Source organism: Streptococcus gingivalis, assembly GCF_035544715.1.
Taxonomy (GTDB): Bacteria; Bacillota; Bacilli; order Lactobacillales; family Streptococcaceae; genus Streptococcus; species Streptococcus gingivalis.
In genome coordinates this window covers 677,486-692,559 of sequence record NZ_JAYKTO010000001.1, presented here as the reverse complement: position 1 = coordinate 692,559, position 15,074 = coordinate 677,486, and the positions used below count along the sequence as shown (strand labels likewise).

Genomic DNA, 15,074 nt, shown 5'->3' with positions numbered 1-15,074 from the left:
TAAAAAATGAACGAAGTAGCAAAAAAAATGCTGACGAAATCAAAAAACTCCCGCCTAGAAAAATTTGGGAAGACCATTACCTTTCTATGTATGAGTTTGATTGTTGTCGTCGTTGCCATGATTTTGATTTTCGTGGCCCAAAAAGGTTTATCGACTTTCTTTGTCAATAAAGTCAATATCTTTAGTTTTCTATTTGGGAGTACTTGGAATCCTGCTGCAAAGGAATTCGGAGCCCTACCAATGATTCTAGGTTCCTTTATTGTAACCTTGCTTTCTGCCCTCTTGGCAACGCCGTTTGCCATTGGTGCAGCAGTTTTCATGACAGAAGTCTCTCCTAAAGGAGCTCGTTTCTTGCAACCAGCCATTGAGCTCCTAGTGGGGATTCCTTCAGTTGTTTATGGATTCATTGGTCTTCAAGTCGTTGTCCCTTTCACCCGTAGTCTCTTTGGAGGGACTGGTTTTGGGATACTCTCAGGGGTCTTTGTCCTCTTTGTTATGATCCTGCCAACTGTTACCTTTATGACGACCGATAGCCTCCGAGCTGTGCCCCGTCATTACCGGGAAGCTAGTATGGCTATGGGTGCGACACGCTGGCAAACCATTTGGCATGTCACGCTCAAGGCAGCTCGCTCTGGAATCTTTACAGCGGTTGTCTTTGGTATGGCGCGTGCCTTCGGGGAAGCCTTGGCTATCCAGATGGTGGTCGGAAACTCGGCAGTGGTACCAACCTCGCTCACGACACCAGCTTCCACCCTCACCTCTATTTTGACCATGGGAATCGGAAATACCGTCATGGGTACGGTCAATAACAATGTTCTTTGGTCACTTGCCTTGGTATTGCTCCTCATGAGTCTTGCCTTTAACAGTGTGATTAAACTGATTACGAAAGAAAGAGGTAAGAAGAACTATGCACGCTAAACGAATGGATAAAATAGCCACAGGAGTGCTGTATGCTATTTCAGGGATCATCGTTGCGATTCTTGCCTCATTGATCCTTTATATCTTGGTCCGTGGCTTGCCTCATGTATCTTGGCACTTCTTGACTGGGAAATCCTCTTCTTACCAAGCAGGAGGAGGGATCGGAATTCAATTGTATAATTCCTTCTTCCTCTTGGTCATTACCTTGGTGATTTCCTTCCCACTTTCTCTTGGAGCTGGGATTTACCTCTCTGAGTATGCTAAAAAAGGTCGCTTGACCAATTTGGTTCGTACCTGTATTGAGATCTTGTCTTCTTTGCCATCTGTCGTTGTAGGTCTCTTTGGTTACCTGGTCTTCGTTGTTCAGTTCAAATATGGATTTTCGATCATTTCAGGAGCCTTGGCCTTAACCGTCTTTAACCTGCCACAGATGACTCGCAATATCGAAGATAGCTTGCAACACGTCCACCATACGCAGCGCGAAGCAGGTCTAGCACTGGGCTTGTCTCGCTGGGAAACTGTGATTCATGTCGTGGTACCAGAAGCTCTTCCAAGTATTATCACTGGGGTTGTCTTGGCCTCTGGACGGATCTTTGGGGAAGCCGCTGCCTTGATCTATACAGCAGGTCAATCGGCTCCAGCCCTTGATTGGTCAAACTGGAATATCTTTAGTGTGACCAGTCCAATTTCGATCTTCCGTCAGGCTGAAACCTTGGCTGTCCATATCTGGAAGGTCAACAGTGAAGGAACCATTCCAGACTCGATCGAAGTCTCAGCCGGTTCTGCCGCCGTTCTTTTGATCTTTATCTTGATCTTTAACTTTGGAGCGCGCAAACTCGGAAGTTACCTCCATAAAAAACTAACATCTGCTTAAAGGAGAAGAAATGTCAAAATACAATTGGGATGAGAGACACATCATTACTTTTCCTGAAGAAAAGGTGGTCCTATCGACCAAAGATTTGCATGTCTATTATGGAACGAACGAGTCCATTAAAGGCGTCGACATGCAGTTTGAAAAGAATAAAATTACAGCCTTGATCGGTCCTTCAGGATCTGGGAAATCAACCTACCTCCGTAGTTTGAACCGGATGAATGATACCATCGATATTGCGCGTGTAACGGGTGAAATTTGGTATGAAGGAATCGATGTCAATCGTCCAGATATCAATGTTTATGAAATGCGTAAGCATATTGGGATGGTTTTCCAACGGCCCAATCCTTTTGCCAAATCGATTTATAAAAACATCACCTTCCCGCATGAACGCGCTGGGGTGAAAGACAAGAAGATCTTGGACGAATTGGTCGAAACTTCTTTGAAACAGGCAGCTCTGTGGGATCAGGTCAAGGATGACCTTCATAAATCAGCCTTGACACTTTCAGGTGGCCAACAGCAACGACTTTGTATCGCACGGGCCATCTCTGTGAAGCCAGATATCTTACTCATGGATGAGCCAGCTTCAGCGCTTGATCCGATCGCAACAGCGCAATTAGAAGAAACCATGCTTGAGTTGAAGAAGAATTATACCATTGTCATCGTGACCCACAGCATGCAACAAGCAGCCCGTGCTAGCGATTATACCGGTTTCTTCTACCTAGGAAACCTCATCGAGTACGATAAGACTTCGAATATTTTCCAAAATGCGAAATTGCAATCGACCAACGATTATGTATCGGGTCACTTTGGATAAAGTAAAATGACAACAAAAAGGAAAATAGAATGACAGAACCAATTTTGCAAGTCAAGGACTTGTCGGTTTATTACAATAAAAAGAAGGCTCTAAATAGCGTCTCCTTGGACTTTGCTCCAAAGGAGATTACAGCCTTGATTGGTCCTTCAGGATCAGGGAAATCTACCCTTTTAAAAGCCATTAACCGCATGGGCGACCTCAACCATGAGGTCACCACTACAGGAACTATCCTCTACAATGGACATAATATCTACGGACCACGGACCGATACGGTCGAATTGCGTAAGGAAATCGGAATGGTCTTCCAACAGCCCAATCCTTTCCCAATGTCCATTTATGATAATGTGACCTATGGCTTGATGATTAATGGTGTCAAGGACAAGGCTGTCTTGGACGAAGCAGTTGAAACCTCTTTGAAACGCGCATCCATCTGGGATGAAGTCAAGGATCGCTTGCATGATTCAGCTATCGGACTTTCTGGTGGTCAGCAACAGCGGGTCTGTGTGGCGCGGGTCCTTGCGACCAGTCCAAAGATTATTCTTTTGGATGAGCCAACTTCAGCGCTGGATCCAATTTCAGCTGGGAAGATTGAAGAAACCTTGTATGGACTAAAAGACCGCTACACCATGCTCTTGGTGACACGTTCCATGCAACAAGCAAGTCGGATTTCCGATAAAACAGCCTTTTTCTTGGATGGGGATTTGATTGAGTACAATGACACCAATGAAATGTTCTTGAACCCAGCTAAGAAAGAAACAGAAGACTATGTCTCTGGTAAATTTGGATAGGAAGAAAATAAAATGTTACGAGTTCAATTTGAAGAAGATTTAGAGAAGTTGCATAACCAGTTTTATGCAATGGGAAATGAAGTGTTGAGTCAGATCAACCGTACAGTTCGTGCTTTCGTGACCCATGACCGTGAATTGGCCCGCCAGGTCATCGAAGATGATGCGGAGATCAACGAATACGAAGTGAAGCTTGAGCGCAAATCTTTTGAGATTATTGCTCTTCAACAGCCGGTTTCACAAGACCTTCGTGTCGTGATGACCGTCTTAAAAGCAGTTTCTGACTTGGAGCGGATGGGGGACCACGCTGTATCGATTGCCAAGGCAACGATTCGCATGAAAGGGGAAGTCCGTATCCAATCTGTTGAAGAAGAAATCAGCAAGATGGGCCGTGAAGTCAAAGATTTTGTCGAAGCAACACTTGATGTTTACCTCAAAGGCGATGTGGATTTGGCCTATGAAGTTGCTTCACGAGATGAAGTCATCAACCATTATTTCGATAGCATCCAAGAATTAGCAACAGAAGAAATTCGGAAAAATCCAGAGTCCATCGTGACGGGACGTGATTATTTCCAAGTGATCAACTTCTTGGAACGCATCGGAGATTATGCAAAAAATATCTGTGAATGGGTAGTCTACTTTGAAACAGGTAAAATTATCGAAATGTAAGATCTTGGAGTCTTTTCGATCTCAGACAGGCATTGTCATGCTTGTCTTTTCTTTTATCCCAACTTTGTGATAAAATAGTTTTATTAGGGCTTTTGATTGGAAAAGCGTGAAACATTTAAAGGAGGAAATTATGCAAGCAGTTGCACATTTTGTAGAAACATTCGTTCCAGAACATTATGAAGTGTTTTTGGATTTAAGTCGTAAAACTAAGACCTTTAGCGGTCGTGTGGTGATCACAGGTCAAGCCAAGGCGGACAAGATCTCGCTTCACCAAAAGGATTTGACCATTGAAACAGTAGAAGTAGCAGGTCAAGCTCGTCCATTTACGGTTGATGATGCCAATGAAGCAGTTTATGTTGAATTGGAAGGCACAGGTCAAGTGACAGTTACTCTGACCTATTCTGGTAAGATCACAGACAATATGACAGGGATTTACCCATCTTACTACAGTATTGATGGTGTGAAGAAGGAAGTCCTCTCAACTCAGTTTGAGAGCCATTTTGCGCGTGAAGCCTTTCCAAGTGTGGACGAGCCTGAAGCCAAAGCAACTTTCGATCTTTCTTTGAAATTTGACCAAGAAGAAGGTGAAATTGCCCTTTCAAATATGCCTGAAATCGACGTGGAAAACCGCAAAGAAACAGGAATTTGGAAATTTGCTACGACTCCACGGATGTCTTCTTACCTCTTGGCTTTTGCGGCTGGAGACCTTCAAGGAGTGACAGCTAAGACCAAGAATGGAACCCTAGTCGGTGTCTACTCTACCAAAGCTCACCCATTAGAAAACTTGGACTTCTCATTGGATATTGCCGTTCGTGCTATTGAATTTTATGAAGACTACTATGGCGTGAAGTATCCAATCCCTCAATCTCTTCATATCGCTCTTCCAGACTTCTCTTCCGGAGCGATGGAAAACTGGGGCTTGGTAACCTACCGTGAAGTCTACCTTCTAGTAGATGAAAACTCTACGGCCCAAAGCCGACAAACAGTAGCCTTGGTCGTAGCTCACGAATTAGCTCACCAATGGTTCGGAAACCTAGTAACTATGAAGTGGTGGGATGACCTCTGGTTGAACGAAAGTTTTGCCAACATGATGGAATATGTATCTGTCAATGCCATCGAACCAAGCTGGAATATCTTCGAAGACTTCCAAACAACAGGTGTTCCATTGGCCTTGAAACGCGATGCAACCGATGGAGTTCAATCTGTCCATGTGGAAGTTAAACACCCTGATGAAATCAATACTCTTTTTGACCCAGCTATCGTCTACGCTAAAGGTAGCCGTCTCATGCATATGCTCCGCCGCTGGTTAGGGGATGATGCTTTCCGTAAAGGTCTTAAAGCTTACTTTGAAAAACATCAATACGGCAATACCATCGGTCGTGACCTTTGGAATGCCCTAGGTGATGCATCTGGCCGTGATGTAGCAGCCTTCATGGATTCTTGGTTGGAACAACCTGGTTATCCAGTTCTTACAGCAGTGGTGGAAAATGATACCTTGAAGATCAGCCAAAAACAATTCTTCATTGGAGAACATGAAGACCAAGGCCGCCAATGGGTTGTGCCATTGAACAGCAACTGGTCTGGTATTCCAGACACACTTGAAACAGAAACGCTTGAAATCCCAGGTTATGCTGCCCTTGCTACTGAAAATAGTGAACCGCTTCGTTTCAATACGGAAAATACAGCCCACTACATTACCGATTACCAAGGAGAGCTCTTGGATGCGATTGTAGACAACATGGCTTCCTTGGATAACTTGAGCAAGCAACAAATCCTTCAAGAACGTCGTCTCTTGGCAGAAAGTGGTGTCATCTCTTATGCAAGTCTCTTGCCAGTCATCGAGAAATTGACCCAAGAAACGTCTTATTTGGTTGTATCTGCAGTATCATCAATCCTTCAAGGTCTCAGCCTCTTTGTGGATGAAGGGACTGAAGTAGAAGCAGCCTATAAGAAGTTGCTCGTAACCTTCAACCAATTCAACTTTGAACGCCTTGGTTTTGAACCAAAAGCTGGAGAAGCCGATGAAGATGAAATGGTTCGTCAATTGGTTATTTCAAATATGATCAAGGGAGACGATGCCAAAGCAAGCGCTAAAGCAAGTGAAATCTATGCAGCCCATGCAGAGGATATCAGCAAGCTTCCAGCCGCTATTCGTTTGCAAATTTTGATTAACCAAATCAAACACCATGAAAGCAAAGAATTGACTGATTTGTACTTGAACACTTATGCTCAAGCGACAGATGGTAACTTCAAGCGTCAATTGTCTACAGCTCTGGCTTATACAACCGATGCAGACACAGTTGAAAAGATTTTGACAGAGTGGAAGAACAAGGATGTTGTGAAACCACAAGACTTAGCAATGAGTTGGTATTTCACTTTCTTACATCATGAGTTCACTCAAGAATCTGCCTGGACTTGGGCGCGTGAAAATTGGGAATGGGTCAAAGCAGCCCTTGGCGGAGACATGAGCTTTGACAAGTTTGTCATCTACCCAGCCAATACCTTCAAAACAGCAGAGCGCTTAGCAGAATTCAAAACCTTCTTTGAACCACAATTGTCTGATATGGCTATCAGCCGAAACATCAGCATGGGAATCAAGGAAATCGCAGCGCGTGTGGATTTGATTCAACGGGAAAAAGCAGCAGTAGAAGCCGCTATCCTTGCGACAAAATAGATTTAAAAAAATCGATACAGAAATTTCTGTATCGATTTTTTAGCGTCCTTTGAATCTTATTTGAAATACCAGTGGTGTTTGAGGCTGGCAAAAATCGCCTTGCTGGTGATCGTGATGATGACCAGTTTAATGAGGTCGGCAAGGATAAAGGGAGCAACGACCAAAGTAAATGCTTTTTGGAGATCGGTATGCGTGACCAGCATAAAGCCGATAGCTCCTGACACAAAGAGGAGAGCACTACTGAGGAGATTGGCCAAAAAGATAGTGAAAATGCTGGATTTAGCATTGGTAAATAGAGACGTGATCCATGCTCGGAATGGGAAGAAGAGGAGGAAACCAGCAGTAGGACCAAGGAAATGCGAAGCACCACCAGCACCTCCGGCAAATACTGGAAAACCTAAGAAGCCTAAAAGCAGGTAAAGACAGACTGTGACAAAGGCATGGCTGGGTTTATAGATGGTCCCGATGATCCCGATCATGAGTGTCTGTAGGGTCAAAGGAATTGGTCCAAAGGGAATGGTGAATTGAGATAGGACGGAGATCATGGCCACTCCAATGGAGATGAGAACTAAGGGAAAGATTTTCTTCATAACAGTTAACCTCTGATTTATTTTATGGTAACTATTCTACAATAAGGAGCTCAACCTGTCAATAGCCACGCTTGTTTTAGGTTTTTTTAAGTAAAAATTTAGTCAGGCTTAAGACTCCTGAAGTATAATCGCCTTACTAAAGGATCGAGCTCCCTTTAAATTTTAAAAGACAAGTGCTTGTACAAAAAGATAAAAGGTAAAAAGATGAATCAAAAAGAAACAAAACAAGTAGTCGAAACGCAAGAATCCAAAGAAAAAATGGTTGTCCTAAAACGAAGTCCTAAGTGGTGGATTGGCATGGCAGCAGTTGGTGGATTGTTAGTTGGTGCTGGAAGCGGCTTTGGTGTCGGTGTCATCGCCTCTCAATCCTCCAATAACCAACAATTTTCTCAACCAGTCCAAACGGGTCAGAACCAAGGATCTAATCAGCAACAAAATAGCCAAAATGGCCATGCTTCACAAGGAAACCAGCAAAATGGTGGCCCACAGGATGGCGGTCCTCAAGGCGGTGGTCCACAAGGTGGTGGCCAAGGACAAGGCGGCCCACAAGGTGGCGGACCTGGTCAGATGCCACAGGAAGGCAATGGTGGCCCACAAGGGAATGGTCCAGATAACGGCATGAACCAATCTGGCGGACAAGAAGGGAACCAGGGTTCCTCTAAAAAGTCCAACAAGAAGAATTCAAAAAATAAAAACAAGACGAGTGATAGTCAAAGTAACAAAGAAAACACGACAAACTCATAGAATTAGCCTTCCTCAGGCAGGCTGAATTTGATCATAAAACCAGGTTCTAAACTATAGGAAATGAAGGCAAGTCGTGTTATAATGGTTAAGAATAGATTAGAAAGACTCGCTCACGAAAGAGAAGAGGATACGATAATGATTAAAATTCTATTGGTCGAAGATGACCTTGGTTTGTCAAATTCAGTATTTGATTTTTTAGATGATTTTGCGGATGTCATGCAGGTCTTTGACGGAGAAGAAGGCCTTTACGAAGCAGAAAGCGGGATCTATGATTTGATTTTGCTGGACCTCATGCTTCCTGAAAAAGACGGTTTCCATGTCTTGAAAGAATTGCGTGAAAAAGGCGTGACAACCCCTGTTTTGATCATGACAGCCAAAGAAAGTCTGGATGACAAGGGACACGGATTTGAGCTAGGGGCAGACGATTACCTCACTAAGCCTTTCTACCTAGAAGAGCTTAAGATGCGGATTCAAGCCCTCTTGAAGCGCTCAGGAAAGGTCAATGAAAACACCCTTAATTATGGCAATTTGAAGGTCAACTTATCTACCAATTCGACTTATGTGGATGGGAAAGAAGTGGAACTTCTTGGGAAGGAATTTGATCTTCTGGTCTACTTCCTTCAAAACCAAAATGTCATCCTTCCAAAAACACAGATTTTCGATCGCCTTTGGGGCTTTGACAGTGATACGACCATCTCTGTTGTTGAGGTATATGTTTCAAAAATCCGTAAAAAATTAAAAGGTACCGATTTCGTTGAGAGCTTGCAAACATTGCGCAGTGTGGGGTATATCTTAAAAGATGCTAACCAGAATTAAGAAAACCGTCGGAGAAGATGATTTTTCCTACTTCATCCGATATTTTGGGCTCTTTACTTTGATATTCTCAGCTATGACCTTGATTATCATTCAGGTCATGCGCTCGAGTCTCTATACAACGGTCGATGAGAACCTCAAGACTCTCAGTCAGGATCCCTACTCGCTTGTAGCGATTGCTTATCGAGACCAGCGACAGTCAAATACCAAAGGAGACGATAATGATCATGAGATGATGATCCCAGATCATGATAAATCAGAACCTAAAGGGGATGTCACATCCAATACCACTGTTGTTTTGCTCAATAAAAAATATGAAAACTTGACAACCGGTAATGGGTTTTTAAACTTCAAAACGGTGACGTTTGGTCGAAAGCTCCTCAACAAGGTTTCCCAGCTTCAAATTACAAATAGCTATGGGAAAAAAGAAAGTTACCGGGCCTATATGGCAGAGTTGAGTTTATCTGATGATGAAAGTGATAGTGACATCAAGTATGCGGTTGTCATGACCAATATCAGTCAACTAGAGCAGACCAGTGAAGAGCACGAAAGTCAAATCGCCCTCATCATGATCTGCTTCTGGGGAATCTCCTTATTCGCTAGTCTCTTCTTAGCACGTCTCAGCGTCAAGCCCCTTCTTGAGAGTATGCAAAAGCAAAAGTCTTTCGTGGAAAATGCTTCCCATGAGTTGCGGACGCCTTTAGCAGTTCTGCAAAATCGCCTCGAAACGCTTTTTAGAAAGCCTGAAGCGACCATTATGGAATCGAGTGAGAATATTGCATCCAGCTTGGATGAAGTTCGAAATATGAAGCTTTTGACTACCAACCTTCTCAATATTGCCCGAAGAGATGACGGCTTGAAGCCAGAGATGGAAGACATCGAACCAAGCTTTTTCGATCAGACCTTCTCGAATTTTGAGATCATTGCGGAAGAAAATGACAAAATCTTCCGAGGAGACAATCAGGTGGACAAAGTCATTTGTTCTGATAGAACGCTCCTCAAGCAATTGATGACCATTCTCTATGACAATGCCTTGAAGTATACCGATGAAGATGGCGAGATCCAGTTTGAAGTCCAATTGAAAGATAAAAATCTTCTTTTGAGGGTGCTGGATAATGGTCCAGGGATTCGAGATGAGGATAAGAAACGGATCTTTGATCGTTTTTACCGGGTCGACAAGGCCAGAACCCGTCAAAAAGGTGGATTTGGCTTGGGATTATCCCTCGCTAAGCAGATTGTAGAAGCCTTTAAAGGGACTATTCAAGTCAAAGATAATAAACCAAAAGGGACTATCTTTGAAGTGAAATTATCCATTAAGACGGAAAGTCGTAAAAAAAATCGTTCATAATCTTTTAAAAATAGAAAAGAGGAAAACCTATGAGTTCAAAAATGTTGCACACTTGCCTTCGTGTAGAAAACTTAGAAAAATCAATCGCTTTTTACCAAGATGCTTTTGGTTTTGAAGAAAAACGTCGGAAAGATTTTCCAGACTATAAGTTCACGATTGTCTATTTGGCCTTGCCTGGAGATGACTATGAGTTGGAATTGACTTACAATTATGATCATGGTCCATATGTCATCGGAGATGGCTATGCTCACGTTGCCTTGAGTACTCCTGATCTAGAAGCTTTAAATGCTGAACACAAGGCTAAAGGCTATGAAGTGACGGAACCAAAAGGTCTTCCAGGAACGAAACCGAATTATTATTTCGTTGTAGATCCGGATGGATATAAAGTAGAAGTCATTCGCGAAAAATAAGAGGGACTAAAAACAAGGGCCGCTGTCGGCGACGACAGTCGCCCTCTTTTTATGAAACCATTTACAAAAAAGGAATGTTTTTTCGATAGAAATTTGCTATAATAAAGTTATGAGATTCAAACACACGAAAACTATTTTATTAATCATTACAAATCTCCTTTTATTGAGTCTTTTGTATATTAGCTATCAAAAGATTCAAAGGGTTCGTGAACAAAAAGCCTATCAGGATCAGTTTGCCAAGGTCACCCAACTCGAGAAAAGCTCTGAAAAAGGGAAAGATGTTCAAGTTCAGGAAGGGATTTTAGGAACTTCTTATGTGACAGCTTATTATCCTACTAAAGATGGACAAGCTGTTGAGATTGTGAAAGAGAAGATCCAAGAAGATCTTCAGCGTCTAGGATCCGATGAGAAAACCAAGGAGCCAAAGCATTTGACCTTCTACCATAGTGAAGAAGCAGAAGCACCTTTTGTCGGCTATCACCCGATCCAAATTAAACGGGCTGAATACCAGTACAAAAAAGGAAAATTCATTAAAGATGAGACGGTGAAGTTGCCCCTCTTTTACTTGGATGATGAGAGTAACCCTCTGACCCTCAGCCAGGTTTTTGCGGATCCAGATGGAGCCAAGCAGATCTTTTTGGAGGAATTACGAGGGAATCTATCCTTTCGTCAGCTAGATGAGGAAAGCATTGATCAAATGGTTGCCCACTTCTCAGAGTTGGACTTGAGCCAATGGGAATTCCAATATGAAAAAGGGAATTTCACCATTCCATTTCCAAGCAAGGTTAAAGGCGACGATACCTTTACTGTTCCCTTATCTAAATTCTATGACGTGATTGATACAGAGCGCTTGCTTCCTGATGATCTAGCTTCTTACCAATCCTATATTGAAGAACGCCATCGTAAGATGATTGCCTTGACCTTTGATGATGGACCGGATCCAACGACGACTCCTCAGGCACTGGCTATCTTGAAGAAATACAATGCAAAAGCTACCTTCTTTATGGTCGGAAAAAATGTCAGTGCGAATCCTGATATTGCTAAGCGAGTCCGCAAAGAAGGTCATCAAATCGGGAACCATACCTGGGATCACCCTCAATTGCCAAAATTGAGCTTGGATAATGCCAAAAAAGAGATATTGGATACCCAAGAAGCTATTCAAAAAGCGACAGGCGTTCAGACTAAGATCACGCGGCCTCCGTATGGAGCCATCAATAACGCCATCCAATACAGTGTAGACCAGTCCTTCATCATGTGGGATGTGGATAGTCTAGATTGGAAGACACATAATACGACGGCCATTCTCAATGAAGTGAAAAAAGAAGTCAAACCGGGTTCGATTATCCTCATGCATGATATCCATCAAACCACGATTGACGCTCTACCGACCGTCCTTGACTACCTCAAATCACAAGGCTATACCTTTGTAACGGTGGATGAGTTGTTGGATTACCAACTTGAAAGTCATCGCATCTATTACAATGGAAATTAACGTAAAAATCCTCTGCAGTTCTTTCACTAGCAGAGGATTTTCTTATTCATTTAAAAAGAGTTCGGAATTTTTTAAAACCAGTTCACGGACAGAAGCGTATTTTTTCAAGGCTTTGAGTTCTTCTGGGTGGGTGATAAAGGTGATCACATAGCCATCACGCCCCATTCGTCCTGTTCGACCGGCACGGTGGGTATAGGTCTCCACATCACGAGGAATATCGTAGTTAATCACACACTCAAGATGTTCAATATCGATTCCACGAGCGACCAAATCGGTGGCCAGCAAGAGGGTCAGCTGATGGTCTTTGAAGCGTTCCAGAATGACCTTGCGGTATTTGACATTGACATCGCTGGCGAGCGATACGGCCTCAACACCACGGTATTGTAGTTTTTCTTCAGCACTACCCAGATCAGACAGGCTATTGAAAAAAGCCAGACCACGAAAATCTTCGACGTAGGCGAGTTTGCGGAGCAATTCGACCTTGTCCCGCTTATCCACTTGCATATAAAAATGTTGGATATTGTCCAAAGAAACTCCATCAACTGTAATGCGAAGAGTATTCTCTTCTAGCTGATCTGGATCGACCTTGGCTGTGGCGCTCATGTAGATATGTTGGTGGTCGCGGGGAGCATAGTGGCTGATCTTTTCGACGAAGTGGTACTGAGAATCACTCAGTAATTGGTCAAATTCATCTAAAATGATGGTTTCCACATTCATCATTTTGATCTTTTTCAGCTTGATCAGTTCAAAGATTCGACCAGGCGTCCCAATTAGAATTTCAGGTCCTTTTTTGAGACGTTCGATTTGCCGTTTTTGACTGGATCCTGACAGGAAGAGTTGGGTCTGGAGCCCAAGAGGCTCTGCCCATTGCTTGGTGACATCAAAAATTTGTCCAGCTAATTCTGTATTAGGAGCCAAAATCAAGAGTTGTTGGGCCTTCTTCGGTTTGAGTTTGAGCAAGCTCGGAAAGAGGTAGGCGAGAGTCTTACCAGTACCGGTAGGACTGATCCCGAGGACATTTTCTCCTTCATAGATAGGGGAGAAGATTTGTTCCTGAATTTCAGTGAATGTATCAAATCCGAGTGTTTCTAGCTGATCTTTCCAGTTTTGTGGAAATTGTTCTTTCATTCTTTTTCATCCTTAAATTGTATTCCAGCGCTTTGACGCATCTGGTAGAGGGTTTCATGGACCTGCTCAGCTGTTTGTAACCACTCAAGATAAGCAGACGGCTTTTGATGAGCGATGGCAAGGGCAAAGGCTTCCGCCTCTTCTTGCATTTGGTGTGGGCAGGGCTGGATCGGAAGGTCGATGACCTCTCCAGAATAGCTGACGAAGCGAGCCTGGTTGATGGCTGCTACAGCATTGAGAGTTAGTGTTCCAGTCTTGGTGTAGATTTCAGCAGGTAGATGGCTGGTGATATTTTTCCCTGCCTGAATAGCAACCTGAAAATCTGGATAAATCAAGACACCTTGACCATAGAGATCAACCGAATTGGGTAATTGCTGAGCGCTATAGTGGCTGGAGATGGGTTCTCCAAAGAAGCCAATGGTCAGGTAGAGGCAGTAGACTCCCAGATCCATCAAGGCTCCACCTGCATAGACATCTGAGAAAATATTGGGCATCTCACCTGCAAGAAGGGCTGGCAATTTGGAAGAATATTTGGCAAAGGTGAAGTTGGCACCCAGTATTTCCTGATTAGAGAGGAAGTCTTTAACTACTTGAAAGGCTGCTTCTTGGTAATTTCTGGCAGCTTCAAAGAGATAGACCTGGTGCTCATTAGCGAGCTTGACCAGTTCCTTCCATTCAGAGGGGGTGGTCACAGCCGGTTTTTCAATGATGACATGCTTCTTGGCCAGAATAGCAAGCTTGGCCTGAGCGAAATGAAGAGAATTGGGGCTAGCAATGTAAATCACATCCAGCTCACTGTCTAAGAAGTCGATGATATCCGTGTAGCAAGAGATCTCTCCATAAGGCTCACAAAACTCTTGAGCTGTCTTCATCTTTCTCGAATACACAGCCTGCAAGTGATAGTGGCCCGTCTGATGAGCAGCTGTAATAAATTCATGTGAAATCCAACTCGTACCAATAATTCCCAGCTTTAACATAAGGTGTCCTTCCGTAATCGATTCACTCTATTATACCATGAAAAGGGGGAGGGGACAGTATAAAGTAGAAAATATGCACTGATTATTGTATAATGAAGTGATATGCTTAGAAGGGAAAACAATAGGATTGAGAAATTCAGAATTATTGATCATTATTCCGGCTTATAATGAGAGTGGAAATATTGAAAAAACAATCAAGATGATTGAAGAACATACACCTGAATTTGATTATGTCATTATCAATGATTGTTCTACAGATCATACACTTGAAATTTGTCGCAAGAACAACTTTAATGTTATCGATTTACCGATTAATTTAGGAATTGGTGGTGCTGTCCAAACTGGTTATCAATATGCAGTTAAAAATGGCTATCAATATGCTGTTCAAGTGGATGGAGATGGTCAGCATAATCCTGAATTTATCAGAAAGATGCTTCAAGTCCTTCAAGAGAAGAATGTGAACATGGTGATTGGCTCTCGTTTTATTGAAAATCAAGGTTTCCAATCCTCTTTCGCACGACGGATTGGAATTTCATTTTTTGAAAAATTAATTAAGATTTTAACCGGTCAAAAGGTAACAGATCCTACATCAGGATTGCGGGTGGCTGATCGAAAAGTGATTGAAGAATTTGCTAAACAATACCCAAGTGATTATCCAGAACCAGAGACGATTGTGTCCCTGTTAACCTCAGGATATTCAGTTGCAGAAGTGCCTGTATTAATGAACGAACGAGAGCACGGGGAATCATCTATCACATTAAGCAAATCTGTTTACTATATGATTAAAGTGACTATGGCAATGTTATTGGCTAGAATTGGTGGAGGATATAAGAAATAA

Annotated in this window: 15 protein-coding genes; 12 read left to right on the top strand and 3 right to left on the bottom strand. The window is 42.9% G+C overall.

What is annotated here, in order from left to right:
• The first annotated feature begins 6 nt into the window (after positions 1-6).
• From pstC to SM122_RS03400, 6 genes are all read left to right on the top strand, one after another.
• Positions 7-918 (top strand): phosphate ABC transporter permease subunit PstC, encoded by a 912-nt coding sequence (gene pstC, locus SM122_RS03425; RefSeq protein ID WP_003003307.1) that lies wholly within the window; start codon positions 7-9, stop codon positions 916-918.
• The gene (gene pstA / locus SM122_RS03420; RefSeq protein WP_003006597.1) at positions 908-1,792 is read left to right on the top strand and encodes a phosphate ABC transporter permease PstA; all 885 of its coding nucleotides are present in this window, start codon (positions 908-910) and stop codon (positions 1,790-1,792) included. Before pstC ends, pstA begins: the two co-directional genes overlap by 11 nt.
• Before the next feature lie 10 nt (positions 1,793-1,802).
• On the top strand, positions 1,803-2,606 hold the full coding sequence (gene pstB, locus SM122_RS03415; RefSeq protein ID WP_003011874.1) for a phosphate ABC transporter ATP-binding protein PstB: 804 nt from the start codon (positions 1,803-1,805) through the stop codon (positions 2,604-2,606).
• A 29-nt stretch (positions 2,607-2,635) separates the two neighbouring features.
• On the top strand, positions 2,636-3,394 hold the full coding sequence (gene pstB, locus SM122_RS03410; protein WP_003003393.1) for a phosphate ABC transporter ATP-binding protein PstB: 759 nt from the start codon (positions 2,636-2,638) through the stop codon (positions 3,392-3,394).
• Between the two features lie 12 nt (positions 3,395-3,406).
• Positions 3,407-4,060, top strand: a complete 654-nt coding sequence (gene phoU, locus SM122_RS03405) for a phosphate signaling complex protein PhoU (protein ID WP_003006603.1) — start codon at positions 3,407-3,409, stop codon at positions 4,058-4,060.
• Between the two features lie 130 nt (positions 4,061-4,190).
• On the top strand, positions 4,191-6,734 hold the full coding sequence (locus SM122_RS03400; RefSeq protein ID WP_155168983.1) for a M1 family metallopeptidase: 2,544 nt from the start codon (positions 4,191-4,193) through the stop codon (positions 6,732-6,734).
• A gap of 56 nt (positions 6,735-6,790) precedes the next feature.
• Here SM122_RS03400 and SM122_RS03395 read toward each other — a convergent pair whose 3' ends face one another.
• A complete protein-coding gene (locus tag SM122_RS03395; RefSeq protein WP_021152981.1) occupies positions 6,791-7,324 on the bottom strand; it encodes a biotin transporter BioY in 534 nt (177 codons plus the stop codon).
• Positions 7,325-7,528: 204 nt separating this feature from the next.
• Here SM122_RS03395 and SM122_RS03390 point away from each other — a divergent pair, with 204 nt between their 5' ends.
• The 5 genes from SM122_RS03390 to SM122_RS03370 all read left to right on the top strand — a co-directional run bounded on the left by SM122_RS03390 (position 7,529) and on the right by SM122_RS03370 (position 12,131).
• Complete coding sequence (locus SM122_RS03390) at positions 7,529-8,068, top strand: hypothetical protein (RefSeq protein WP_003006614.1); 540 nt, start codon at positions 7,529-7,531, stop codon at positions 8,066-8,068.
• Between the two features lie 135 nt (positions 8,069-8,203).
• Positions 8,204-8,884: a response regulator transcription factor gene (locus SM122_RS03385; RefSeq protein WP_037607818.1), complete on the top strand. Its 681-nt coding sequence runs from the start codon at positions 8,204-8,206 to the stop codon at positions 8,882-8,884.
• Positions 8,868-10,229: a sensor histidine kinase gene (locus SM122_RS03380; protein WP_155168985.1), complete on the top strand. Its 1,362-nt coding sequence runs from the start codon at positions 8,868-8,870 to the stop codon at positions 10,227-10,229. Before SM122_RS03385 ends, SM122_RS03380 begins: the two co-directional genes overlap by 17 nt.
• 29 nt (positions 10,230-10,258) lie before the next feature.
• Positions 10,259-10,639 (top strand): lactoylglutathione lyase, encoded by a 381-nt coding sequence (gene gloA, locus SM122_RS03375; protein WP_324737796.1) that lies wholly within the window; start codon positions 10,259-10,261, stop codon positions 10,637-10,639.
• Between the two features lie 109 nt (positions 10,640-10,748).
• Positions 10,749-12,131: a polysaccharide deacetylase family protein gene (locus SM122_RS03370; RefSeq protein WP_324737795.1), complete on the top strand. Its 1,383-nt coding sequence runs from the start codon at positions 10,749-10,751 to the stop codon at positions 12,129-12,131.
• A 42-nt stretch (positions 12,132-12,173) separates the two neighbouring features.
• Here SM122_RS03370 and SM122_RS03365 read toward each other — a convergent pair whose 3' ends face one another.
• Entirely contained in the window at positions 12,174-13,259 is a 1,086-nt protein-coding gene (locus SM122_RS03365) for a DEAD/DEAH box helicase (RefSeq protein WP_324737794.1), read from the bottom strand.
• Complete coding sequence (locus SM122_RS03360) at positions 13,256-14,236, bottom strand: Gfo/Idh/MocA family protein (protein WP_324737793.1); 981 nt, start codon at positions 14,234-14,236, stop codon at positions 13,256-13,258. The genes SM122_RS03365 and SM122_RS03360 overlap by 4 nt, the downstream gene beginning before the upstream one ends.
• A 127-nt stretch (positions 14,237-14,363) precedes the next feature.
• Here SM122_RS03360 and SM122_RS03355 point away from each other — a divergent pair, with 127 nt between their 5' ends.
• A complete protein-coding gene (locus SM122_RS03355) occupies positions 14,364-15,074 on the top strand; it encodes a glycosyltransferase family 2 protein (protein ID WP_155168993.1) in 711 nt (236 codons plus the stop codon).

What these genes read in the sequence shown, in the direction of transcription:
- SM122_RS03380 (WP_155168985.1), top strand. Translation starts at nt 8,868, where the DNA reads ATGCTAACCAGAATTAAGAAAACCGTCGGAGAAGATGATTTTTCCTAC.
- pstC (WP_003003307.1), top strand. Translation starts at nt 7, where the DNA reads ATGAACGAAGTAGCAAAAAAAATGCTGACGAAATCAAAAAACTCCCGC.
- SM122_RS03365 (WP_324737794.1), bottom strand. Translation starts at nt 13,259, where the DNA reads ATGAAAGAACAATTTCCACAAAACTGGAAAGATCAGCTAGAAACACTC.
- SM122_RS03390 (WP_003006614.1), top strand. Translation starts at nt 7,529, where the DNA reads ATGAATCAAAAAGAAACAAAACAAGTAGTCGAAACGCAAGAATCCAAA.
- gloA (WP_324737796.1), top strand. Translation starts at nt 10,259, where the DNA reads ATGAGTTCAAAAATGTTGCACACTTGCCTTCGTGTAGAAAACTTAGAA.
- SM122_RS03385 (WP_037607818.1), top strand. Translation starts at nt 8,204, where the DNA reads ATGATTAAAATTCTATTGGTCGAAGATGACCTTGGTTTGTCAAATTCA.
- pstB (WP_003003393.1), top strand. Translation starts at nt 2,636, where the DNA reads ATGACAGAACCAATTTTGCAAGTCAAGGACTTGTCGGTTTATTACAAT.
- SM122_RS03360 (WP_324737793.1), bottom strand. Translation starts at nt 14,236, where the DNA reads ATGTTAAAGCTGGGAATTATTGGTACGAGTTGGATTTCACATGAATTT.
- pstA (WP_003006597.1), top strand. Translation starts at nt 908, where the DNA reads ATGCACGCTAAACGAATGGATAAAATAGCCACAGGAGTGCTGTATGCT.
- SM122_RS03395 (WP_021152981.1), bottom strand. Translation starts at nt 7,324, where the DNA reads ATGAAGAAAATCTTTCCCTTAGTTCTCATCTCCATTGGAGTGGCCATG.
- SM122_RS03370 (WP_324737795.1), top strand. Translation starts at nt 10,749, where the DNA reads ATGAGATTCAAACACACGAAAACTATTTTATTAATCATTACAAATCTC.
- phoU (WP_003006603.1), top strand. Translation starts at nt 3,407, where the DNA reads ATGTTACGAGTTCAATTTGAAGAAGATTTAGAGAAGTTGCATAACCAG.
- SM122_RS03400 (WP_155168983.1), top strand. Translation starts at nt 4,191, where the DNA reads ATGCAAGCAGTTGCACATTTTGTAGAAACATTCGTTCCAGAACATTAT.
- pstB (WP_003011874.1), top strand. Translation starts at nt 1,803, where the DNA reads ATGTCAAAATACAATTGGGATGAGAGACACATCATTACTTTTCCTGAA.